Consider the following 20690-nt stretch of genomic DNA (forward strand, 5'->3'; position numbering starts at 1 on the left):
CCTCGGTGACGTGTCTCAGGCACGGACGGGAATCGTATCCGTTGGGAAATAAAACCCGGCGCATTTTGGGCTCGTCTCATCCAATTCATTCCAAATATTTCACCCACACATCATAAATAGAGGCACTGCTAGATTGAGGTTGAACTGAACGGAGTCCTTCGAGGCGGTTGGAACGATGCTCGAAGAACTCCAGGTGGAGGTCACGAACTCTCCAGATGTACCGTTTTTGGACGCGGATCGGACGAGCACGCCAGCCTGGCTAATCAGGCTGGCGTGCGCTGCTCACGCCGCTGCGGCGTCGTTGGCCGAGTGTCGCGACCTCTACGAGTGGTTCGGCGTCAGCCGAACCCGAGCCGCCATCCACCACTGGTACCAGTCCTACGCCGAGCACTACGACCAGGACTTCACCGCCGCACCGGATCGCGTTGCCGTCGATGAGAAACAAATCCAGCTCGAAAACGAGCAGAACGTCTGGCTCTACGCAGCCATCGACATCGATTCGAAAGTCGTGCTCCATGCACGACTTTCTCAGCATCGCGGGACAGAGCCCGCAACGACGTTTCTCCGCGAACTCAAAGAGGAACACCGCGTCGGAGATGCGGAGTTCCTCGTCGACGGCATGGGCTACCTGACGGCGCTGGCCAAAACCGACCTTCTCGGCGACCTCAACTACACCGACCGTAACATCGTCGAGAAGCTGTTCCAGACCTACACCATGCGCGTCGAGCGATTTCACGAAACGTGGAACGGCAGTCAGCCAGCGCTCGGCGCTTGGCTGACTGCCTACACCGCCTATTACAACCACTCTCGGAGCCACCAAGCGCTGGAGAACCAGCCGCCGGTCGAAGCACTCGAACTGAAGGGTTCAATCTAGCAGTGCCAAACGTTGAGATATCTTCGTTGTCTGAATTGTCATACTCTCGCCGGCTGCTCATGATCCATAGCGCTACAATGGAGAGCGGTATTGATCCAAATATAGATATGATCCCATATGTGGTGAGTGGATTCTCAATGAATGAAAGCAGACGATAAAGTATCAAGCCGGTTCCGAATATGATGAATACTAAACTGTATTCGAGAAGTCTGATTTCGTTTATCCTGAATGAGCCCATCTCGATTTTCTCCCCTGTATCTCTGGAAATAACAATTTCTATTAGGACAATAAACGCTGGTATTATAACGGCGACAAATTGGAGAATAGAGTAAATCGCTTTTTCCAATCATGATTCGAAGGAACGTTAGACTATGGTAAGAGTGGTTCGAAATCAACAACCGCTATTCCAGTAGCCGAAACTGATTTTGCTAGTTGTCCGGACTGTAGTTCGGCGCTTCGTCGGTGATAACGACGTCGTGGGCGTGGCCCTCGGTCTGGCCGGCCGCCGAGACGCGGACGAACTCGGAGCGGCGCTTGAACTCGGGGATCGTTTCGGCCCCGACGTAGCCCATCCCGCTTTTCATCCCGCCGACGAGCTGGAAGAGCTCGCTCTCGACGCTGCCCTTGTACGGTGTCGCGGCCTCGACACCTTCGGGGACGTAGTCCTCGTCCTCGTCGGTGTCCTTGAGATAGCGCTCGCCACCGCCGGACTGCATCGCACCGACCGAGCCCATCCCCCGGTACTGCTTGTATCGCTTGCCGTTCATCGTCACCACGCGGCCCGGAGCCTCGTCGGTGCCGGCGAAGTACGACCCGAGCATGACGGCGTCCGCACCCGCCGCGATCGCCTTGATCGCGTCACCCGAGTAGCGGATGCCACCGTCCGCGATCACGGGGATGTCGTGTTCGCTGGCGACGTCGGCGACCTGCGCGACGGCGGTGATCTGGGGCATTCCCGTGCCCGTGACCACGCGCGTCGTACAGATCGAGCCTGGCCCGATGCCGACCTTGATCCCGTCGGCGAACCCGACGAGCGCCTCGGCGGCCTCGCGCGTCCCGACGTTGCCGACCACGACGTCGGCCTCGACGCTCTCCTCGATCTCTCGGGCGCTCTCGATGACGTTGCGATTGTGCGCGTGCGCGCAATCGATGAAGAGTACGTCGGCACCGGCCGCGTCGACGGCGGTGGCGCGCTCGCTCTCGAACGGGCCGACGGCGACGCCGACGCGCAGCCGCCCCGCGTCGTCGCGGGCGGCCGAATCGTACTCGCGGCGCTGGAGGATCCCCTGCATCGTCACCAGTCCCGTGAGGTGGTTGCCGTCGTCGACGATCGGCACGCGCTCGATCTTGTGCTCGTACATGAGTTCGAGCGCGTTGCGGGCATCGACGTCCTCGGGGGCAGTGATGACCTCGTCGGTCATCGCTTCGCGCACCTCGTCACGATCGCCGACTTCCAGATACGGTCGGATGTCGGTCGCGGAGATGATCCCCAGAACCTCGTCGTCGCCGCTCACGACGGGCGCGCCGCTGACACCCTCCTCTTCCATCATCGCGTCGACCTCTCGGACGGTTTGATCGGGGCTCGCGGTCACGACCTCGCGGATGACCAGTTCGTCGGCGCGCTTGACGCGATCGACTTCCGCGACGGTCTCCTCGACGTTCATGTTCTGGTGGAGCACGCCGAGCCCGCCCCGACGCGCCATCGCGATCGCCAGCTCGCTCTCGGTGACGGTGTCCATCGCGGCCGAAAGCACGGGGACGGAGAGTTCGACCGACGTCGAGACGCGGCTCGCGGTGTCTGCGTCGTCGGGTTCGACACGGCTCTCCTTCGGGCGGAGCAGGACGTCGTCGAACGTGAGCGCTTCGGGCACGCGGAGTTTCTCGGAGAACGGCTCCGAACGATTAGTCGCCATGTAATCGGTGTGGGACCCCGAATCAAAAACGTTCCGAGAGACCCGGAACTATGCCGATCGTTCATGGGGTTCGTGTGGTCGCGTCTCACAGAACGCTTATGATTGTAACAGTAGTTGTTCGTGTATGGACGTCGCCAGTCCGCCAACCGCACGCATCGCCGCCCCGACGACCCTCGATACCGCGGTCGCCTCGATTTTTACAGCGGCATGCAAACTCACGCTGGCGACGCGAGTCACGAACGGCTGGCGCAGTTCCCCGAACCGTGACTCACACCACCCGTCGGCTCCGGGAAAGAGCCACGCTTCGCCGTGAGTCACTCCCAACACCCGGTCGCGCTCCGCCTCGAGCAGCGCGTCGGCGGCGCGGCCCGCCTGCTGGCGACCGTGATGGCGCTCCCGCTCGTCGACGGTATCTTCCCCGCGATGGTGCTCGCGGGCGCGCTCTCCGATCCGATCGGCATCCTCGAGGTCGGGCTGCTGGTCTTCGGTGGCAGCGCGACCGTCGCGGTGATCCTCGCCGAGATGAGCGGCAGCCGCCGCGAGCGCGTCGAGACGACGCTCGCCGTCGGCGTGGTCGTCCTCGTGCTCGCCGGCGTCGAGGCGGCGCTCGCACCGACGATCGAGAGCCTGCTCGATCTCGTCGTGTTCGAGCGGTTCGCCGCGCTGGTCATCCTCGCGATCGCCGCCAAGACCGCGAGCGCGCGCGTCGGCGAATATCTCCCGCGCCCGGCGGTCATCGTCGGATTGGGGATGGTCGCGAGCCTCGACCCCGCGAACGCACAGCTCGTCCTGGTGCCCGACCCCACCCTCGTTCTCCGGGGCGTGGCGGCCGCCGGAACGGGCGTGGCCTTCGCGCTCGCGGTCGCCGTCACCAGTCCGTGGCTGCACGATGCCGTGGATATCGATCGATTCCGCTTCGGTAGCGCGGTCGCGCTCGGCGTGCTCGGGCTCTCGGTGCTCGGGCTCGTTCCCGACGACGCACCGCTCGCGCTGGCGGTACTCGGGGTCACGACGCTGCTCGCGTTCGACCCCGGCGAGGTCGACGAAGAATCGGGCGAGGCAACGGCCGAGGAGACCGCGGCGAGCACGACGGCCGACGAGGAGACCGACATCGGTCCCGATCGCGCACCCTGGTTGTAAGGGTTTAGGGTTCTCGTCCACAAACGCCGCGCATGGCTGACAACCGCGTCGTCGAGGGACGGATGGTCACGCCGGAAGCGCTCGCCGAACTCATCGAGGGCGACGACGTGATGGATGCCGAACCGATAACCGACGCCGACCGCGACTGTCCGGAGTGTGGCGGCGACGTGCTCGAAGTCGGCTACATGCCGTCGATCACCGAGTTCGTCACCGGCCAGAAGTGCCAGGACTGTGACTGGAGCACGACCGATCGCGAGTAGCAACCGAAATGGGTTTAGGTGGTTTCGTTCTATGGTGGGCCACGGGGTCGTGGCCAAGTCAGGTATGGCGACTGACTCCAGAGGCACCGCGCCCGGGACGACACTCCAGACTGATATACAGAGCGGCCGACTGATCATCGCCCGCCGTGACGACCCTCTGGAGGACCGAGGCGCGACCGGAGATATCAGTCGATCGGGGGTTCAAATCCCTCCGACCCCACTTGCTGCGGCGAGCAACTCCGCGAGCCGCAGCAATGGAACGTGGAGGGTTTGAAGCAGAGAAGTCGAAACCTGCGAGCGAAGCGAGCAGGTCCGTCTTCGCGTGGTTCACAATCCCTCCGACCCCACTTTTGCCGTCTGAGAAAACGTCAGAATCGTCGAGCTGCGCGTTCGTGATCGTGGGAGAAAAACCGTCCGATCGCCGTTACGGGTCGAGATGTTCGGTGTTGCTCTCCTCTGCGGTGTAGCTGAGAGCGAGCGCACGCCGGAGCCGCCGGAAGGGATGTCTTATTGTCGTCATGTCGTCTGACGCATGTCACTGTTTCACAGTATCCGTAATAAACTTTGTGTCGATCCGACGGATCCGATCGGTCGTTTGGCAACCCTCATTGGCGTCGCGCGAGTGGTTGTCGTATGGTCGAACACGGCGGACAGCGTCTGCCAGGCGTCGACGACGGCGCGCCCCGCATCGTGTTCCACGTGGACATGGACTGCTTCTACGCCGCCTGCGAGCGCCGCCGCAAGCCCGGCCTCCAAGACGAGCCCGTCGTCGTCGGAATGGGTTACGAGGCCGGCGAGAGCCACGGCGCGGTCGCCACCGCGAGCTACGAGGCTCGCGCCCACGGGATCGAGAGCGCACAGGCCATCTCGACGGCGCTCGACCGCCTCCCCCGCGTCGAGGATGCGAGCGCGGACGAACCCGCCGGCCACTATCTCCCCGTCGATCTCGACTACTACGAGACGGTGGGCGAGGAAGTGCGAGACATCCTCCACGACTGCGCCGACGTCGTCCGCGAGGTGAGCATCGACGAGGCGGCGCTCGACGTCACCGAACAGACATCGTGGCAGCGCGTCGACGGCCGAACGCTCGCCGAGGGCTACGCCCGTCACATCAAAGAGCGCATCCTCCAGGAAGTAGGCGTCGTCGCGAGCATCGGCATCGCACCGAACATGAGCGCCGCGAAAGTCGCCGCCGACAGCGAGAAACCCGACGGACTCACGACCGTCGAACCCGGCGACGTGGCCGAGTTCTTCGCGCCACTCGACGTCGAGGACGTCCACGGCGTCGGTCCCGTCACCGCTCGCGAACTTCGCGAGATGGGTATCGAGACGGCGGGCGATCTCGCGGCGGCCGACCCGAGCAGACTCGACGAGCGCTTCGGCGAGCGCGGCCGCGAGATCCGTTCGTTCGCCCGCGGCGACGATACCCGCCAGGTGACGCCCGTCGGTCGCCCGAAGAGCCTCTCGAGCGAGTCGGCGTTCACCGATGCCACCGACGATATGGGTGCGCTCCGCGAACGCGTCGCGGCACTCGCGACCGCTGTCGCCGAGCGCGCCGACCGCGAGGACGCGCTCTATCGTACCATCGGGATCAAGGTCGTCACGCCGCCGTTCGACGTCAACACCCGCGCGCGCTCGCTGCCCGGGCCGGTGGCCGACGCCGATCTCGTCTCCGAGGTCGCGCTCGATCTCCTGAATGAGTTCGACGACGCCACGGTCAGGAAAGTCGGCGTCAGAGTGTCGAACCTCGCCTTCGCGACCGGCGAGCAGGCCAGCCTCGACGGCTTCGAGTCGGCGACTCGCGAACGAGCCGACGGCGGCACCGGACGATCCAGGGAGACGGGTAGCGACGAGCCAGCCGATCGGTCGGAATCGCCCGCCGAACCGACCGACGGCCAGGCGCACTTCGACGACTTCGCGGAGGAATAAACAAGCTACAAACCGGCCACCATCCAAGCCCGAGTCATGGAGTTTCGCGCGCGCAATTACGTGCCAGCGCTGACAGGAGTGCTCTCGCTGATCTCGCTCGGGCTCGTCTTCGGAGCCGTCCTTGGGCTGTTCGATGGAGCCCTCCCCCGGGCACCGACGGCGGTGCTCGACGCCATCCCCACGGTGAACGCCCTCGTCAGCGCGCTCGCTATCGTCACCATCGCGACCGGCTGGCGGGCGATCAGACGCGGCGCGGTCGCCCGCCACCGCGCACTGATGGGCGTCTCGCTCGTGCTGTTCGTCACCTTCCTGGTGCTCTATCTCTACCGCGTCTCGCTGCTCGGGCCGGCACCGTTCCCCGGCCCCGAGACGATCTATCGGTTCGTCTATCTGCCGGTGCTCGCGATCCACATCTCGCTCGCCATCGTCTGTATCCCGCTGCTCTACTACGTCCTCCTGCTTGCGCTCACCCGACCGATCGCGGCGCTCCCGGAGACGAACCATCCGCGTGTCGGTCGCGTCGCCGCCTCGCTCTGGATGATCTCGTTCGCGCTCGGCATCGTCGTCTATCTGCTGTCGTACATCATCTACTGACGGTTTTTGCTCCCGCTATCGATCGAAATCCGCACGCATTTGTTCGCAGCGGCCGGACGCCCGCCGTGCAAAACGTCACCGATCGCACGAGCAACCCCTTCGGCATGCGTCCGCCCTGCGACCGGTTCGTGCCCGGCTACGGCGACGCGAACGCGGCGCTCCATCTCGTCGGCGACCATCCCGGCGTCCACGGCGGGCTCGACACGGAGGTTCCGTTCACGAACGCCGCCGGCCGTCGCCTGCTTTCGATCTTCGCCGACGTGGGGCTGATTGACGACCCCGACGCCGACGCCCCCACCCTCGACGATCTGTATCTCTCCTATCTCCACCTCTGTGCCGGCGAGCCGACGCCGGAGTCGTACGCCGACTGCGAGCGCTTCTTCGACGCCGAGCTCCGCGCCATCGGCGCGCACGTCCTGCTTCCCGTCGGCGAGCGCGCGACCGAGCAGATCCTGCAGACCTACACCGCCCGGACCCCGCCGCAGCCGCTGGCGATGGAGGACCTCCACGCCACCGAACTCCGCGGCAGCGGCTGGCTCGTCGTCCCGATCGTCGATCCACGGGACTGGACCGACGACCACGCCGACCGGCTGCGCGAGTCACTCGAAACGCTGCTGGCCACCGACTACCGCCGCGAGGCCGAACTCGGGCGGTTCATGCCCGGCGACGAGCCGTATATCGTCCGCTGATCGGGCTCATTCGGTCGGATCGGCCGTCCTGTCGCGCAGCTCCGTCCGCCGGATCTTCCCGGTGACCGTCTTCGGCAGCTCGTCGACGAACTCGACTTCCCGTGGGTACTCGTGGGCCGAGAGCTCCTCGCGGACGTGGGTTTGTAGCTCGTCAGCGAGTTCCTCGGAATCGCTTCCCTCGTCGGTGAGCACGACGTAGGCCTTGACGATGTTTCCTCGTTCTCTGTCGGGCTTCGGGACGACGGCGGCCTCGGCGACCGTCGGATGCTCGCCCAGGGAGCTCTCGACCTCGAAGGGGCCGATCCGGTAGCCCGACGAGAGGATCACGTCGTCGGCGCGCCCCTCGAACCAGAAGTAGCCGTCCTCGTCGAGATGGGCGAGATCACCCGAGAGATACCACTCGCCGTCGGGCCCGTCGACGAAACTGTCGGCAGTATTTTCCGGATTCTCCCAGAACTCGGCGAAGAACGAGGGGAAATCACCGCGATGGGCGATCTCACCCGTCTCGCCGGGGTCGAGCATCTCGCCGGTCGCAGGATCGACGATCGCCGATTCGATGCCGGGCAGGGGTTTGCCCATGCTCCCCGGCCGGAGTTCCATCGTCGGGTAGTTGTTGATCACCATGTTCCCGGTCTCGGTCTGGCCGTAGGTGTCGAGGATCGTCACACCCAGTGCCTCCTCACCCCACTCGACGACGCCGCCCGAGAGCGGTTCGCCGATCGAGAGCGCGTGGCGCAAATCGAGATCGACGTCGGTGAGAACGGTTTCGTTCGTCCGGAGCATGCGGTAGGCCGTCGGCACCGAGAAGAGAACTGAGACGGGGAACTCGTCGAGAACGTCGGCCCACTCGTCGGGGTCGAACTCACCCTCGTAGGCGAGCTGGCTCGTTCCCCAGAACCACGCGCCGAGCGCGTTGATCGGTCCCGTAAGCCAGCCGAGATCGGCCGTCGACCAGTAGAGATCGTCGTCCTGCAGATCGACCGCGTAGCGCTGGGTGGCCGCGACGCCCGCGACCCAGCGGTGTTTGTGTAGGACGCCCTTCGCCAGCCCGGTCGTCCCGCTGGTGTAGTAGAGCAGGGCGTTGTCCTCGCCGCCCGTCTCGACCGCCTCGTACTCTGCGCTCGCGTCGGCCGTCGCCGCGGCGAAATCCACGTCATCGTCGGCGACACCATCACCCCGATCGACCGTGATGACCGTCTCCACGCTCGCAACGTCCTCGAGCGCGCGTTCGACCGTCTCGCGGTTCTCGGAGGTCGTCACGACCGCGCGGGCATCGCAGTCGCCCAGTCGATAGGCGATGCCCTCAGGACCGAACCGCTCGTTGATGCCGCCGAAGACCGCCCCGCGCTTCAGCGTCCCGACGAGGGAGACGTAGTGGGCCGGGATCCGCGGGAGATAGGTGAACACCCTGTCGCCCCGCTCGATGCCCTCTGATTCGAGCACGTTCGCGAACCGGCTCGATCGGTCGGCGAGATCGTCGAACGTCAGCGTCTCGCGCTCGCCGGCGGTGCCGACATACTCCAGTGCGACACGTCCGGAGCCGTCGGCGTGGCGATCACAGACCTCGTGGCCGATGTTGAACGTCTCGGGCGCGTCCCAGTCGGCCTCGGCGTAGATATCGTCCCAGGAGAACTCCTCGCGGGCGGCCTCGTACTCCGGCAAGTTGTGCGTTGCCATACCCCGATTACTGCCACGCCCATCATCAATGATGTTCATACAGAACTGACAGCTCTACGCGGGCGCGAAACGATGGACGCTGGTGTTACGAGAGCGGCTCGACCAGATCGGCGAGCGCCGCACGCGGATCATCGGCTTTCGCCACACCGCTCGCGAGCAACACTCCTGTAGCACCCAGTTCGCCCGCCGCGTCGAGGTCTTCACCCGACGAGATGCCCGCCCCGCAGAGCACGTCGACCGAGTCGTCGACCGCCTCGGCGGCCGCGACCGCGTCCTCGACGATGTCGGGATCGGCCTGACTCACCGAGACGTCGCCGCCGATGAGTTCGGGTGGTTCGACGGCCACCGCGTCCGGCCCGAGCGCCGCCGCCGCACCCACCTGCGCGGGGTTGTTCGCACAGACGATCGTTTCAAGCTCCGCCCGTTCGGCGGCGTCGAGCGCCCCGTCGATGTCGGCGAGGCGGAACCGGCGCTCGGAGTGGTTGATCAGGGTACCGTCCGCACCCGCCATCGCCGCCGCTTCGGCGAGCGTGCTCCCCGTGTGACTGCCGTGCTCGACGGGCGAGACGTGCTGTGCCCACGTCTCGACCCCCGTGTCGGCGACCGCCGCGAGCCGTGCGGCTTGGGGCGCGACGGCGATCCGGACGCCCGATTCCTCGCTGACCTCGCGCGCCGCCGCGGCGACTCCGACCGCGTCGGCCGCGTAGGCCTTCAGATTGACCAGAACGAACATGGTTGGAGGGACACCGCGACGGACAAATAGGTTGCGAGGTCGGTGTCGGTTTCAGGAGTCCTTTCGCTGCACGACGTCGCCGAGGGTGTACTCGCCCGTCGAGGCACCACCCTCCCACTCGGTGTCCGAGACGCCGCCCTCGGTAAGCGTGATGTCGAGCTTGCGTTCGAGCTTGCTCTGGACGCTGTCGCTCGGCAGGCTCGCGGCGCGTTCGAGCTTGCGGATGAGGCTCGCCTTCTCGTTGAGCTCCTGGGCCAGTTCCTTCTGGCTCAGTCCCGCCGCCTCGCGCGCGTCCCGGATGCGCTCGTCGTAGTCCTGGACGACCTCCTCCATGTCGTCGAACATGTCGTGGCGACGCGTGTTGCTCGAACCGCTCGCCCCGCCGGCGCTCGATGAGTCGCTCGACCCGCCCGAGGAGTCGGTCGAGTATTTCGTCGAGGCACTCCCGGTCGACTGCTGCTTGACCTCGGTGCCGAAGTCCGCACAGTCGTCGCAGACGTCGAGTTCAGCACCTTCGATCTCGACCGTCGTCGGAGAAGACGTCTCCGCACCGCACATCTCACACTGAACCATGTCGAGGGGAAGGCCACCCGCGCGTATAAAACGTCCGCCGTGCTCATCGCCTCGGCGAGAGCGCGCTCCAGGCGTGCGAGAGGCGCTGGAGTGCGGTCAGATGGCCGACGACGGCCAGCACGACCAGCAGCCAGCCGACCAGTCCCACGTCGAAGAGCGAGGGAGCGACGAACGCCGCGATCGCCGTCACGATCCCGATCAGCGCGAGCCGATCCGCACGACCGAGCAACCCTCCGTACACCCGATCGAGACCGACCGCCTGCGCCTGCGTGCCGAGATAGGAGGTCATGAGCACGCCGGTCACGGCGACGATCCCCAACAGCATTCGCTCGATACCGATCGCGAGCCCCACGACCAGCACGATGTCGGCGTACCGATCGAGCACGTGATCGAGCAGATCGCCGGCCGGCGAGGCGGTGTCGAGCCGGCGGGCGAGCGCGCCGTCGAGCAGATCGAGCGCGCCGTTCAGTCCCACGAGCACCGCACCGACGAGATACCACAGCGGCTCGCCGCCCGCGAGGGCGTATGCCACACCCGCCGCGCCCGCGAGGACGAACGCGAGCGCGCTCACCCCGTTCGGCGTCAGCCCCGCACGAGCGGCCAGACCGACGAACGGTTCCAGCAGTCGGTCGGCGAGCGAGCGGTACTGGTCGAGCGTCATCGACGGTCACTCATAGCGACACCGTGTCGAGAAACGACACCGTTCCGGCGCTCGGCTCGCGCTCGCCGGCGACGACGCGCTCGATCTCGCTCGCGACCGCCGCGGGATCGCGCTCGGTCGCGTCGATCTCGTAGACGTTCTCGATCCCGTGCTCCTCGACGGCTTCGGAGAGGATCACGTCGAGCGCCTCGCTCTCCCGGTTCTCCGCGATCGTTTCCTCTGACTCGTCGCGGGCAGCGAGGCGCTCGCCGAGTTCGTCGGGATGACAGCGCAGTACGACCACCCGGTCGGCCGGCAGTCGGTGGGCGAGATGTGACTCGACGAGTTCGATCTCACGACTCTCTCGGTCATCGAGAGCAGCAGCGACCGCGTCCATATCGGCGACGAGACTGCCGCGGCGCTCGTCGGTGCCCGAATCGAGCCCCTCCGCGCGGATACGATCGTTCAGATGCACTACCTCGCGATCGAGGCGCTCGGTCGCGGTCGTCTTGCCCGTGCCGGGCGTCCCAGTGACGGCGATCCGCATGCTCACGCGAGCACCTCGTTGATCGTTTCCACCGCGCGTCGCGTTTCGGCCTCGGTGCCGCAGGAGATCCGGATACAGTCGGGAAGTCCGAAGCTCGAACAGTCTCGGACGATGACACCCTGTCGTTTCGCTGCCTCCGCGACCGCCGTGGCGTCACCCACCTCGACGAGGACGAAGTTACCCGCGCTCGGGTAGGTTACGGCGTCGAGTTCGTCGTGCATGAACTCACGTGCCCAGCGGACGCTCTCGACGGTCTCCTCGACGTGTTCGTGATCGTCGAGCGCGGCGAGTCCGGCCCGGCAGGCGATCGCACTGGCCGCGAACGGGGTGTTCACGCGCTCGTACGCCTCAGCCCATTCCTCCGGAATCAGGGCGTAGCCGAGACGTACGCCCGCCAGCCCGTACACCTTCGAGAACGTCCGGAGCACGGCGACGTCGTCGCGAGCGTCCCACCCGTCCTGACCCTCGACGAGCGCGAGCGCGCTCGGGACGTCTGCGAACTCGCCGTAGGCCTCGTCGACGACGGTGAGGGTTTCGTCGTCGGTCTTCTCGGCGATCGCCTCGATCGTGTCGAGACTCGCAGTCGTCCCAGACGGGTTGTGCGGGCTCGTCAGATAGACGATGCGCTCGCCGTCGTAAGCGTCGAGCACGGTTTCGGGCGTCTGTTCGAATCTCTCGGACTGTGCCAGTTCGTACGCCTTCACGCGACCGTGGTGATAGCGCGCGCTCATCGCGTAGTAGGCGAACCCGGGTCGGGAGACGAGGACCGAGTCCCCCGGATCGAGTAGCGCGCGAGAGAGATAGTCGAGCGCGCCGTCGCCACCGTTGGCGAGCCAGACCTGCTCGGAGTCGACCGCCCAGCGCTCGGCGATGCGCTCGGTAAGATCAGTGTGAGCGCTTTTCGGATAGCTGTGGACCGTCGCGGCACCGTCGCGGATGGCGGCGGCCGCCGCCGGACTCGGCCCGTGTGGGTTCTCGTTCGAGGAGAGTGTCACCAGCTCGGCGGGATCGAGCCCCAGCTCGCGGGCGACCTCCTCGCTCCCCCGGCCCGCCGCGTAGACGGCGTGGTCGGAGAGGTCCCGTGGCTGCATGGTTGGACGAATGGATGACGGGGTTTAAGCGTACTCACCCAGCGCGGCAGCGACACGATCGTGGTTCGATCCCCGCCACACGTCGACTATCCGCGTCTCGACCGACTCGGTTCGTAACTGTTCGATTGCTGGCATCCGAAAGCACATAATCCACCCGGGCGAGGAGTCCGTATCGAATGGATCGCACGGATACAATCGCCTTCACGGTGCGCTTTCTCGGTGCGGTGCTGTTAGCCATCGGCATCGGTGCGGCCGTCGTCGGCGGCTACGCGCTGTTCCAGGAGGACCTGGGGCTGTGTGGCAACCCGCTCCTCGAAGTCAGTTCGCCGAGCGCGCCGGCCAGCGGCCCCACGCTCGCCGCGAGTGATCTCTCGGACCCTGAACGTGCCGCGCTCGACGAGGCAGTCAACGGTCCCGCGGACGACGGCGAGATCGACGGGCCGATCCGGACGGACGCGCTGCGCGAGGGCACGGTCGTCAGCTATCAAGGTGATCGCTACTACGCGGCCATCGGCTCGCTGAACGAGTGTGTCTCGATCGATCCGCTCGTCTTCCCGCTCGGGATGGCACTGGTCGCACTGGGCGGTATCGCCTACGTCAGCCCGACGCTCCGGCGCTGGTTCGAGTCGCTCATGGGATCGTGACCGAGTGCGAGAGCGTGCCGATCCCCTCGATCTCGACGGCGACCCGATCGCCGTCCGCGAGCGGGCCGACGCCCGCCGGCGTCCCCGTCGAGATCACGTCGCCCGGTTCGAGCGTCATGTAGGCCGTGATCTCCGCGACGAGCTCGGGGATCGAGAAGATGAATTCCTCGCGCGAGGAGTGCTGTCTGCGCTCGCCGTTGACCCGGAGTTCGATCGTCGCGTCGTCCGGTACCTCGTCGGGGCTCGCGAGCAGCGGTCCCATCGGCGCGGCGTCGTCGAAGGCCTTCCCGCGCACCCAGTTCTGCTCGGTGCGCTGGTCGTCGCGGTTCGAGATGTCGTCGACGCAGGTGAACCCTCGAACCACATCCATCGCGTCGGCTTCGGCGACGTTGCGACACTGCGTATCGATGACGACGCCGAGTTCCGCCTCGTAGTCGATGCGTTCCTTGTCGGGCAGCAGCTCGACAGTTTGGTTGTGGCTCGCCACGGTGTTCGGGCCCTTGAGGAAGAGTAGCGGCCGATCGGGGATCTCCTTGTCCTGTTCTTTGGCGTGACCCCGGTAGTTCAGCCCGACGCAGACGATCTTCGAGGGATCGGTCGGGGCGAGCACGTCCACCTCCGCGGGCGTGTAACTGTCGTCCGAGACGGAGAGACGACCGCCGGGGCCGGCGCTGGCGGTGATGCGGTTCTCGGCCGCGTCCCAGCTGCCGGTACGGACGTCGCCGTTCGGATCGCGAAACCTGACGCGGTTCATGTCGGCCCCTCGTCGCCCGCCCCCATAAACTCATACACAGCGGGCAGCATGCTGCGCGCTGTCTGCTCGCCTACAGTATTAAGTGCGTGACGCGACTACTGGTGGGCGCAATGGAACTCACCTGGCACGGCCACTCGACCTGGTACGTCACCGTCGGCGACACGAGCCTGCTCATCGATCCCTTCTTCGACAATCCGCATACCTCGATGGAGCCGGCGGAGATCGACCAGCCCGATTACGTCCTGCTCACCCACGGTCACGCGGACCACATCGCCCACGCCGGCGAGTTCACCGACGCGACCGTGGTCGCCCCCGTCGAGGTCGCCGCCTACGTCGAAGAAGAGATGGGTGCCGACGACACGATCGGCATGAACATCGGCGGCACAGTGGAGTGTGGCGACGCCCACGTGACGATGCACCGCGCCGACCACACGAGCGGCATCGACATGGGCTACGAGTACGAACTCGGCAACCCCGCCGGCTATCTCGTCAGCGACGAACAGCCGGGCCCCGACGGCACGGGCACCTCGTTCTATCACGCCGGCGACACCGGACTCATGAGCGAGATGAAGGACGTCATCGCGCCCTATCTCCAGCCCGACGCCGTGGCGCTCCCGATCGGCGACCACTTCACGATGGGCATCTGGCAGGCCGCCATCGCCGCCGACTGGCTGGAGGCCCCGCACGTCTTCCCGATGCACTACGACACCATGCCGCCGCTCGAAGCCGATCCCGAGGAGTTCGTCGACGCAGTGGGTGAGCACGCCCCCGACAGCGAGGTCCACGTCTTGGACGACGACGGTTCGTTCACGCTCGACTGATCGTCGTTCGAGAACACTCCGCACGACCGGGATACTTACGAGTCCGGCGCTCGCATGGCCGATGCAATGGCAGATATCACCGTCACGAGCACGTCCGACGAAGGATTCGCCACGACCAGCCAGCTCGGCGATTTCGAGCTCACGATCGACGCCACCGGCGAGGAGGGTCCCGACCCGAACGAGACGCTCGTCGCCGACTACGCCTCCTGTTACATCCCGGCGTTCCGCGTCGGTGCCCAGCAGCGCGACCACGACGACCTCGGCACAGTAGAGATCGACGCTGCGGCCGACCTCGACGATGACGACGACCTCGAATCGATCAGCTTCGACATCAGCGTCGAGGCCGACCTCGACGGCGAGGAAGACGAGATCGCCGAGCGCGGCGAGGAGATCTGTCACGTCCACTCGGCGCTGCGCGAGGAGCTCCACGCCGACATCTCCGTCACAAGCGACGCGTTCTAAGCACCCACCTTTTTACTTCGAGATATCGCGCGCCTGCGGCGCGCTCAACCCCTCGCAAAAATCTGGACCAAAAACTCCCGCTCGCGCCTTCGGCGCTCGCGGTGAACCGCGCTCACTACGTTCGCGCGGACGCATCACCACCGCACCGTAACCGCACAGCACCGCAGAAGCCCTCACTCCCTGCGGTCGTTCGCCCTTCATCCACCAGGGACCGCACAGCAGCCGTACCGCCACCGCATCGCGGCGGCCGCGCCGCCACACATCCAGTCACGATTCGTCGAACATCCTCACGAAACAGTCGATCGGATTACAAAACATCGTTTCAGGGAACCGTTTTGTGGGCGTGTCACCAACCCGCAGATATGGCGGTCGAAGACACGGGCTACGTGCAGGTCGCATCGCTGTCGGATCTCGAAGACGAGGGCCGAAAAGTCGTCAGCAGCGACGGCCGGCCAATCGCACTCTTCCACCACGAGGGCGAGGTCTACGCCGTCGACAACCGCTGCCCACACATGGGCTTTCCACTCACTCGCGGCACGGTCGAGGACGGCATCCTGACCTGCCACTGGCACCACGCGCGGTTCGAACTGGAAGCAGGCGACACCTTCGATCTCTTCGCCGACGACGTCCAGACCTTTCCGACCGAAATCGACGACGGCAAGGTGTATCTCGACCCCAATCCGGAACCCGACGTCCCGCCGGCGACACGATTCCGTAATCGGCTTGCCGACGGACTGGAAGAAGACATCTCGCTCGTGATGGCCAAATCGATTATCGGACTCGACGAGGAAGGCGAGGGGTTCTACACACCGCTCGAAACCGCCGTCAACTTCGGGACCCGATATCGGGAAATGGGCTGGGGGCGCGGCCTCACCACCCTCGGCTGCATGGCGAACCTCTACGATCACGTCGGCGGCCGGGACAAGCGCCGCGCGATGTTCACGGGCGTCCGCGAGGTCGCCGACAACTCGGCCGGCGAACCACCCAGATTCCAGCAGTACGCCTTCGATAATCAGAATCTCTCGAAGGAACGACTCAAATCCTGGTTCCGGGACACCTGCGAGGTCCGCGATGCCGACGGCGCGGAGCGCTGTCTGCTCACGGCCATCGACTCGCTCCCGCCCGACGACGTCGCGGAGATCGTCTTTTCGGCCGCGACCGACCACCGCTACATGAACGCCGGGCACGCACTCGATTTCATCAACACGGCTTTCGAGACGTCTCAGCACCTCGGCTGGGAGGAGCACGCCGACGCCGCGCTCGCCTCGACGGTCGCCCAGATCACCGACGCCACCCGAAGCGAGGAACTCTCCTCGTGGCGTCAACCCGTCGATATCGCCGGTCTCTGCGCCGATGCAAACGATCTCCTGCCCGATCTCGTGGCTGCCGGCGAAGGAAAGGAATGGGAGCGACCCGAGGGATTCGTCGAGACGCTGCTCGCCGACGACGCCGAAGCGATCATCGACGCGCTGACCGACGCCATCAGGGCGGGTGCGACGACGTCCCAGCTCGCGGACGCGGTCGCGCGCGCAGCCACGCGCCGAGTGCTCTGGTTCGCCACGAACAACGAGTTCACCGACTGGAACACCGTCCATCACACGTTCACCTACGCCAACGCGGTCCACCGCGCGAGCGAAAAGACCGACGCGACCGAACTCTATCGGGCGTGTTTCGACGGCGCGATGAGCGTCTATCTCGATCGGTTCCTCAACTCGCCACGCGCACCGGTGCCCGACCCCGGCGAGACCGACCGCGCACCCACGGACGTCCGCGAGGACCTGCTCGCTGCGTTCGACGAACAGGGCAACACGAATCGCACGGCGACGCTCGTGAGCGAGCACTTCGATGCCGACGGCGATCCTGACGATCTCAAACGCACGCTCGGCCGCGGGCTGCTCCGCGAGGACGCCGACTTCCACACGTTACAGAGTCTGACAGCGGCCATCGAGCGCTTCGAGTACGTCGGCGAGAAGAGCGAGCAGCGGACGGCACTGATGGCGGCGGCGCGCTACATGGCCGCCCACTTTCCGACGCGGCGCTCGAACGAGCAGACCTTCTCGATCGCGACGCGGCTGCACCGCGGCGAGCGCCTCCACGAGGTGGAGTAGCTTCGCTCCCCGGCGAGCCCACCGTCGAACGCCACCGTTTAGCGCGCGCCGCCCGCAGCAGAGCTATGACCGAACAGGCCGATCACGACTGGCCGGTTCTCGAATCGGAAGTCGAGTACGAGACCGGCTGGTACACCGGTGGCTACGACCGCGTCGAACAGCCCGACGGCAGCGAGAAGAAATACTACTGGGCGGAGCTGCCGGCGGCGGTCGTGGTGGTCGCCCGCGACGGCGATAGCGTGGTGTTCGTCGATCAGTACCGACCGGCGATCGGCGAGCAGTGTCTCGAACTCCCGGCGGGCATCGTCGAGGACGGCGAATCGGCCACCACAGCGGGTGCGCGCGAACTCCGCGAGGAGACGGGTTTCGAGGCGGCGGGCGTCTCGCTCCTTGAGAATTTCTGGGTCGCCACCGGCGTGCTCCGCCACCGCCGCGCCATCGTCTTCGCCGAGGGACTTTCGCCTGCTGACCGCGACCTCGACGACAACGAGTTCCTGACCGTAACCACGATACCTATCAACGAGGCGCTCACCACCGCGCGCGAAGAACCGGCCAACGACGCCACGATCGAGGGACTGCTGCTCGCACGCGAGGAGGGCCTGCTCTGACGAACGGCGGTTTTATTCACGCGAAACCGGTAGGGCTCCCGTGAGCGACGAAATCACGCCCGAGGAACTCGCCGGCCTGCTCGACGAGGAGGAGCCGGTGCGCGTCGTCGATATCCGGTCGCCGGCCGCCTTCGAGCGCGGCCACATCCCCGACAGCGAGAACGTCCCGTTCGGCGAACTGCCCCAGCGCGTCGAGCAGTTCGCCGACGCCGAGCACATCGTGACGGTCTGCCCGCACGGCAAGGCCAGCCTCCAGGCCCTCCAGCTCCTGCGCTCGGCCGAACCCGTCGACGACGCCCGGGTCGAGAGCCTCGACGGCGGGCTCGAAGCGTGGGACGGCCCGCTCGATGCCGCCGAGCACGGCGCTGCCGCCGATCGTACGAGCGACGACAACGCCGCCGACGGTGCGGTCCCATCCGGCAGCGAGACCGACGCACCGTTCTGATCAGTCCAAGAACTTCCGGAGTCCGTCGTAATCGCGCGCGTTGAGCACGTCGCCCGTCTCGGCCCAGCCGCGTCGGGCGGTGTGGACGCCGTATCGGAGCAGATCGTAGCTCGCCGGCTGGTGGGCGTCGGTGTCGATGACGATCGTCGCGCCGGCCTCGATCGCCGTCCGCACCGCACCACCCGAGAGATCGAGCCGTTGCGGGTTCGCGTTCACTTCGAGCGCGACCCCATACTCCGCGGCCGCCTCGGCGATCCGCTCGAAATCGAGCTCCAGACCCGTTCGCCGGTTGAGATAGCGCCCCGTCGGATGGCCGATGATGTCGACGTGGGGCTGCTCGATAGCGCCGACGATGCGCTCGGTGCCGTCGCCGTCGAGCCCGCTGTGTGGCGAGGCGATCACCACGTCGAGCGCTTCCAGGACACTCTCCCCGACAGAGACCTCGCCGTCGGCCTCGATGTTCGCCTCGACGCCTGCGAGCACTTCGATATCGACGTTCTCCGCGGCCGACTCGATCGCTTCGCGTTGGGATTCGAGAGCCGCGTCGTCGAGGCCCATGTCGGCGACGATCCCCGGTCCGCTCGCGTGATCGGTGATGGCGAGGTACTCGTGGCCGAACTCCGCCGCGGCCGTGACCATCTCCGCGATCGTGTTGTCGCCGTCCGACCACTCCGAGTGCACGTGGAGATCGCCGCGAACGTCGTCCTCGGCGAGGAGATCGGGCAGGTCGCCGTCGGCCGCGGCGGCGAGTTCGCCGCCGTCCTCGCGGAGCTCGGGCGGGATCCAGGGCAGCCCCACGGCGTCGTACATCTCCTCCTCCGTCTCGCCCGCGACGTGCTCGCCGACCCGCTGGTCCGCTTCGATGTCGTCGACATCGGCGATGTCGAAAACGCCGTACTCGTTGACCTTCAGATCCTGCTCGATGGCGCGATTGCGGAAACCGATGTTGTGGTCGCGACTCCCGGTGAAATACTGGAGCGCGCTGCCGAACTCCGCGGGGACGACGACCCGGAGATCGACGCGCATGCCCTCCGAGCGGATGCTCGCCTTGCTCGATCCGGCCTCGATGATCTCGTCGCGATCGTCCCAGTCGGTGAACCGCTCGACGACGGACTCGGGTTCGTCGCTCGCCACGAGCAGATCGACGTCGCCGATGGTTTCGCGCCAGCGCCGCAGCGAGCCCGCGAGTTCGCAGTCGGCGACCGCCGCCGACTCACTCACGTAGTGCAGCAGTTCCTCGCCGAGCGGGCGCGCGTCGCCGAGCAGCGAGCGCTCGCCGGCCTGTCGGGCGAAGTCGATCCCCGACAGGATGTTCTCCTCGGTCTTCGCGCCGAACCCGTCGATCTCCCTGATGCGCTCCTCGCGCGCGACCGCTTCGAGATCGTCCAGGTCCTCGACGCCGAGCTCCTCGTAGAGCGTGCCGACGGTCTTCGGACCGACGCCCTCGACGCGCGTGAGCGCCGCCATCTCCACGGGGAGTTCGTCGCGCAGCTCTTCCAGCTCCTCGATCTCGTCCGTCTCGACGTACTCGACGATCTTCGCGGCGAGCGCGTCGCCGACGCCCTCGATCCCCTCGACAGCATCCGTTCCGTCGGTGACCAGCGACTCGACCGACTCGGGATGGGCACGGACGTTCTCGGCCGCCCGGCGATAGGACTGGGGTTTGTACTCCACTCCTGTGGCTTCGAGGCGATCGGCGAACTCCTCGAAGCGGTCGGCGACGGCGTCGTTGTCGTTCATCGCCGCGCCCTCGAACTGTCCTGGCCGAGTGCCTGCTTCAGGAAGTTCATCCAGCGTTTGCGGTCGGCGGTCTCGCTCGCCGTCGCCTCGCGCTCGACGTCGCTCGTCCCGAGATCGGACAGCGCGTGCAGCGCGCGCTCGATCCCGATGATGCTCTCGACGAGCTCCTCGCCGCGTTCGCGACTGATATCGTCCTCCTCGATTCGCTGTCGGCGTTCGATGCGCTCGCGCCGGAGATTTCGCTTGGCCTGCTCGACGGTTTCGCGCTCGCCGGCGGGCACCGATTCCCGCGAGCGCGTCTCGAAGACGAACTCGGCGAGTGCGAGGCGCTCTCCCTGGACCGTGATCTCCTCGGGGATGTCGGCTCCGACGGTCGCCCCCTCGCGATCGATGCGCGCGAGGAGCTGTTTTCGCTCATACGGTTTCATGCCATCGCTCGGAGCCGAGT

At 66.1% G+C, this 20690-nt stretch carries 22 protein-coding genes and 1 tRNA gene; 13 read left to right on the plus strand and 10 right to left on the minus strand.

What is annotated here, in order from left to right:
- Nucleotides 1-175 precede the first annotated feature (175 nt).
- On the plus strand, nt 176-874 hold the full coding sequence (locus NO363_RS07515; protein WP_256684083.1) for a DDE-type integrase/transposase/recombinase: 699 nt from the start codon (nt 176-178) through the stop codon (nt 872-874).
- 428 nt (nt 875-1302) lie between these two features.
- Here NO363_RS07515 and guaB read toward each other — a convergent pair whose 3' ends face one another.
- Nucleotides 1303-2787, minus strand: a complete 1485-nt coding sequence (gene guaB, locus NO363_RS07520) for an IMP dehydrogenase (RefSeq protein WP_256684085.1) — start codon at nt 2785-2787, stop codon at nt 1303-1305.
- A 309-nt stretch (nt 2788-3096) separates the two neighbouring features.
- On the opposite strand from guaB, the gene NO363_RS07525 reads away from it, so the two are divergent.
- The 6 genes from NO363_RS07525 to NO363_RS07550 all read left to right on the plus strand — a co-directional run bounded on the left by NO363_RS07525 (nt 3097) and on the right by NO363_RS07550 (nt 7399).
- A complete protein-coding gene (locus NO363_RS07525; RefSeq protein ID WP_256684087.1) occupies nt 3097-3927 on the plus strand; it encodes a DUF5794 domain-containing protein in 831 nt (276 codons plus the stop codon).
- A gap of 32 nt (nt 3928-3959) precedes the next feature.
- On the plus strand, nt 3960-4187 hold the full coding sequence (locus tag NO363_RS07530; protein WP_004053171.1) for a DUF5795 family protein: 228 nt from the start codon (nt 3960-3962) through the stop codon (nt 4185-4187).
- Between the two features lie 43 nt (nt 4188-4230).
- Nucleotides 4231-4407, plus strand: a tRNA-Trp gene (locus NO363_RS07535).
- A gap of 413 nt (nt 4408-4820) precedes the next feature.
- On the plus strand, nt 4821-6116 hold the full coding sequence (gene dinB, locus NO363_RS07540) for a DNA polymerase IV (RefSeq protein WP_256684091.1): 1296 nt from the start codon (nt 4821-4823) through the stop codon (nt 6114-6116).
- A gap of 36 nt (nt 6117-6152) precedes the next feature.
- On the plus strand, nt 6153-6710 hold the full coding sequence (locus tag NO363_RS07545) for a DUF420 domain-containing protein (protein ID WP_256684093.1): 558 nt from the start codon (nt 6153-6155) through the stop codon (nt 6708-6710).
- A gap of 65 nt (nt 6711-6775) precedes the next feature.
- Entirely contained in the window at nt 6776-7399 is a 624-nt protein-coding gene (locus NO363_RS07550; RefSeq protein WP_256684095.1) for a uracil-DNA glycosylase family protein, read from the plus strand.
- A 6-nt stretch (nt 7400-7405) separates the two neighbouring features.
- On the opposite strand, the gene NO363_RS07555 is transcribed toward NO363_RS07550, so the two are convergent.
- The 6 genes from NO363_RS07555 to hisC form a co-directional block, all read right to left on the minus strand.
- The gene (locus NO363_RS07555; RefSeq protein WP_256684096.1) at nt 7406-9076 is read right to left on the minus strand and encodes an acetate--CoA ligase; all 1671 of its coding nucleotides are present in this window, start codon (nt 9074-9076) and stop codon (nt 7406-7408) included.
- Between the two features lie 85 nt (nt 9077-9161).
- Nucleotides 9162-9809, minus strand: a complete 648-nt coding sequence (tpiA, locus tag NO363_RS07560) for a triose-phosphate isomerase (RefSeq protein WP_256684097.1) — start codon at nt 9807-9809, stop codon at nt 9162-9164.
- A 51-nt stretch (nt 9810-9860) separates the two neighbouring features.
- Nucleotides 9861-10382: a multiprotein bridging factor aMBF1 gene (locus NO363_RS07565; RefSeq protein WP_256684098.1), complete on the minus strand. Its 522-nt coding sequence runs from the start codon at nt 10380-10382 to the stop codon at nt 9861-9863.
- Nucleotides 10383-10425: 43 nt separating this feature from the next.
- The gene (locus NO363_RS07570) at nt 10426-11043 is read right to left on the minus strand and encodes a CDP-alcohol phosphatidyltransferase family protein (RefSeq protein WP_256684099.1); all 618 of its coding nucleotides are present in this window, start codon (nt 11041-11043) and stop codon (nt 10426-10428) included.
- A 10-nt stretch (nt 11044-11053) separates the two neighbouring features.
- A complete protein-coding gene (locus NO363_RS07575) occupies nt 11054-11569 on the minus strand; it encodes an adenylate kinase family protein (RefSeq protein ID WP_256687939.1) in 516 nt (171 codons plus the stop codon).
- Between the two features lie 2 nt (nt 11570-11571).
- Complete coding sequence (gene hisC / locus NO363_RS07580; RefSeq protein ID WP_256684100.1) at nt 11572-12660, minus strand: histidinol-phosphate transaminase; 1089 nt, start codon at nt 12658-12660, stop codon at nt 11572-11574.
- A 176-nt stretch (nt 12661-12836) separates the two neighbouring features.
- Between hisC and NO363_RS07585 the strand changes: the two genes are divergently transcribed.
- Nucleotides 12837-13304: a DUF7979 domain-containing protein gene (locus NO363_RS07585; protein ID WP_256684101.1), complete on the plus strand. Its 468-nt coding sequence runs from the start codon at nt 12837-12839 to the stop codon at nt 13302-13304.
- On the opposite strand, the gene NO363_RS07590 is transcribed toward NO363_RS07585, so the two are convergent.
- Nucleotides 13291-14058: a fumarylacetoacetate hydrolase family protein gene (locus NO363_RS07590; protein WP_256684103.1), complete on the minus strand. Its 768-nt coding sequence runs from the start codon at nt 14056-14058 to the stop codon at nt 13291-13293. The two genes, NO363_RS07585 and NO363_RS07590, sit on opposite strands and share 14 nt — an antisense overlap.
- A gap of 110 nt (nt 14059-14168) precedes the next feature.
- Between NO363_RS07590 and NO363_RS07595 the strand changes: the two genes are divergently transcribed.
- From NO363_RS07595 to NO363_RS07615, 5 genes are all read left to right on the plus strand, one after another.
- Nucleotides 14169-14879 (plus strand): metal-dependent hydrolase, encoded by a 711-nt coding sequence (locus NO363_RS07595; RefSeq protein ID WP_256684105.1) that lies wholly within the window; start codon nt 14169-14171, stop codon nt 14877-14879.
- Between the two features lie 66 nt (nt 14880-14945).
- On the plus strand, nt 14946-15341 hold the full coding sequence (locus NO363_RS07600; protein ID WP_256684106.1) for an OsmC family protein: 396 nt from the start codon (nt 14946-14948) through the stop codon (nt 15339-15341).
- Between the two features lie 362 nt (nt 15342-15703).
- Nucleotides 15704-17449 carry a Rieske (2Fe-2S) protein gene (locus tag NO363_RS07605; RefSeq protein ID WP_256684107.1) on the plus strand — a complete coding sequence of 582 codons (1746 nt, stop codon included), beginning with the start codon at nt 15704-15706 and terminating at the stop codon, nt 17447-17449.
- A 65-nt stretch (nt 17450-17514) separates the two neighbouring features.
- Nucleotides 17515-18057 carry an NUDIX hydrolase gene (locus NO363_RS07610; protein ID WP_256684109.1) on the plus strand — a complete coding sequence of 181 codons (543 nt, stop codon included), beginning with the start codon at nt 17515-17517 and terminating at the stop codon, nt 18055-18057.
- Nucleotides 18058-18097: 40 nt separating this feature from the next.
- The gene (locus tag NO363_RS07615; protein ID WP_256684111.1) at nt 18098-18502 is read left to right on the plus strand and encodes a rhodanese-like domain-containing protein; all 405 of its coding nucleotides are present in this window, start codon (nt 18098-18100) and stop codon (nt 18500-18502) included.
- Here NO363_RS07615 and polX read toward each other — a convergent pair whose 3' ends face one another.
- Nucleotides 18503-20242 carry a DNA polymerase/3'-5' exonuclease PolX gene (gene polX / locus NO363_RS07620; protein WP_256684113.1) on the minus strand — a complete coding sequence of 580 codons (1740 nt, stop codon included), beginning with the start codon at nt 20240-20242 and terminating at the stop codon, nt 18503-18505.
- Nucleotides 20239-20670, minus strand: coding sequence for a DUF5788 family protein (locus NO363_RS07625; RefSeq protein ID WP_256684115.1), 432 nt, complete (start codon nt 20668-20670; stop codon nt 20239-20241). The genes polX and NO363_RS07625 overlap by 4 nt, the downstream gene beginning before the upstream one ends.
- Between the last annotated feature and the right edge of the window lie 20 nt (nt 20671-20690).

Source organism: Halococcus qingdaonensis, assembly GCF_024508235.1.
GTDB classification, from domain to species: Archaea; Halobacteriota; Halobacteria; order Halobacteriales; family Halococcaceae; genus Halococcus; species Halococcus qingdaonensis.

Coding starts and splice junctions, on each gene's coding strand:
- tpiA (WP_256684097.1), bottom strand. CDS start 9,809: ATGTTCGTTCTGGTCAATCTGAAGGCCTACGCGGCCGACGCGGTCGGA.
- NO363_RS07585 (WP_256684101.1), top strand. CDS start 12,837: ATGGATCGCACGGATACAATCGCCTTCACGGTGCGCTTTCTCGGTGCG.
- dinB (WP_256684091.1), top strand. CDS start 4,821: ATGGTCGAACACGGCGGACAGCGTCTGCCAGGCGTCGACGACGGCGCG.
- NO363_RS07570 (WP_256684099.1), bottom strand. CDS start 11,043: ATGACGCTCGACCAGTACCGCTCGCTCGCCGACCGACTGCTGGAACCG.
- NO363_RS07530 (WP_004053171.1), top strand. CDS start 3,960: ATGGCTGACAACCGCGTCGTCGAGGGACGGATGGTCACGCCGGAAGCG.
- guaB (WP_256684085.1), bottom strand. CDS start 2,787: ATGGCGACTAATCGTTCGGAGCCGTTCTCCGAGAAACTCCGCGTGCCC.
- NO363_RS07605 (WP_256684107.1), top strand. CDS start 15,704: ATGGCGGTCGAAGACACGGGCTACGTGCAGGTCGCATCGCTGTCGGAT.
- NO363_RS07575 (WP_256687939.1), bottom strand. CDS start 11,569: ATGCGGATCGCCGTCACTGGGACGCCCGGCACGGGCAAGACGACCGCG.
- hisC (WP_256684100.1), bottom strand. CDS start 12,660: ATGCAGCCACGGGACCTCTCCGACCACGCCGTCTACGCGGCGGGCCGG.
- NO363_RS07515 (WP_256684083.1), top strand. CDS start 176: ATGCTCGAAGAACTCCAGGTGGAGGTCACGAACTCTCCAGATGTACCG.
- NO363_RS07595 (WP_256684105.1), top strand. CDS start 14,169: ATGGAACTCACCTGGCACGGCCACTCGACCTGGTACGTCACCGTCGGC.
- NO363_RS07590 (WP_256684103.1), bottom strand. CDS start 14,058: ATGAACCGCGTCAGGTTTCGCGATCCGAACGGCGACGTCCGTACCGGC.
- NO363_RS07555 (WP_256684096.1), bottom strand. CDS start 9,076: ATGGCAACGCACAACTTGCCGGAGTACGAGGCCGCCCGCGAGGAGTTC.
- NO363_RS07610 (WP_256684109.1), top strand. CDS start 17,515: ATGACCGAACAGGCCGATCACGACTGGCCGGTTCTCGAATCGGAAGTC.
- NO363_RS07625 (WP_256684115.1), bottom strand. CDS start 20,670: ATGAAACCGTATGAGCGAAAACAGCTCCTCGCGCGCATCGATCGCGAG.
- NO363_RS07545 (WP_256684093.1), top strand. CDS start 6,153: ATGGAGTTTCGCGCGCGCAATTACGTGCCAGCGCTGACAGGAGTGCTC.
- polX (WP_256684113.1), bottom strand. CDS start 20,242: ATGAACGACAACGACGCCGTCGCCGACCGCTTCGAGGAGTTCGCCGAT.
- NO363_RS07565 (WP_256684098.1), bottom strand. CDS start 10,382: ATGGTTCAGTGTGAGATGTGCGGTGCGGAGACGTCTTCTCCGACGACG.
- NO363_RS07600 (WP_256684106.1), top strand. CDS start 14,946: ATGGCAGATATCACCGTCACGAGCACGTCCGACGAAGGATTCGCCACG.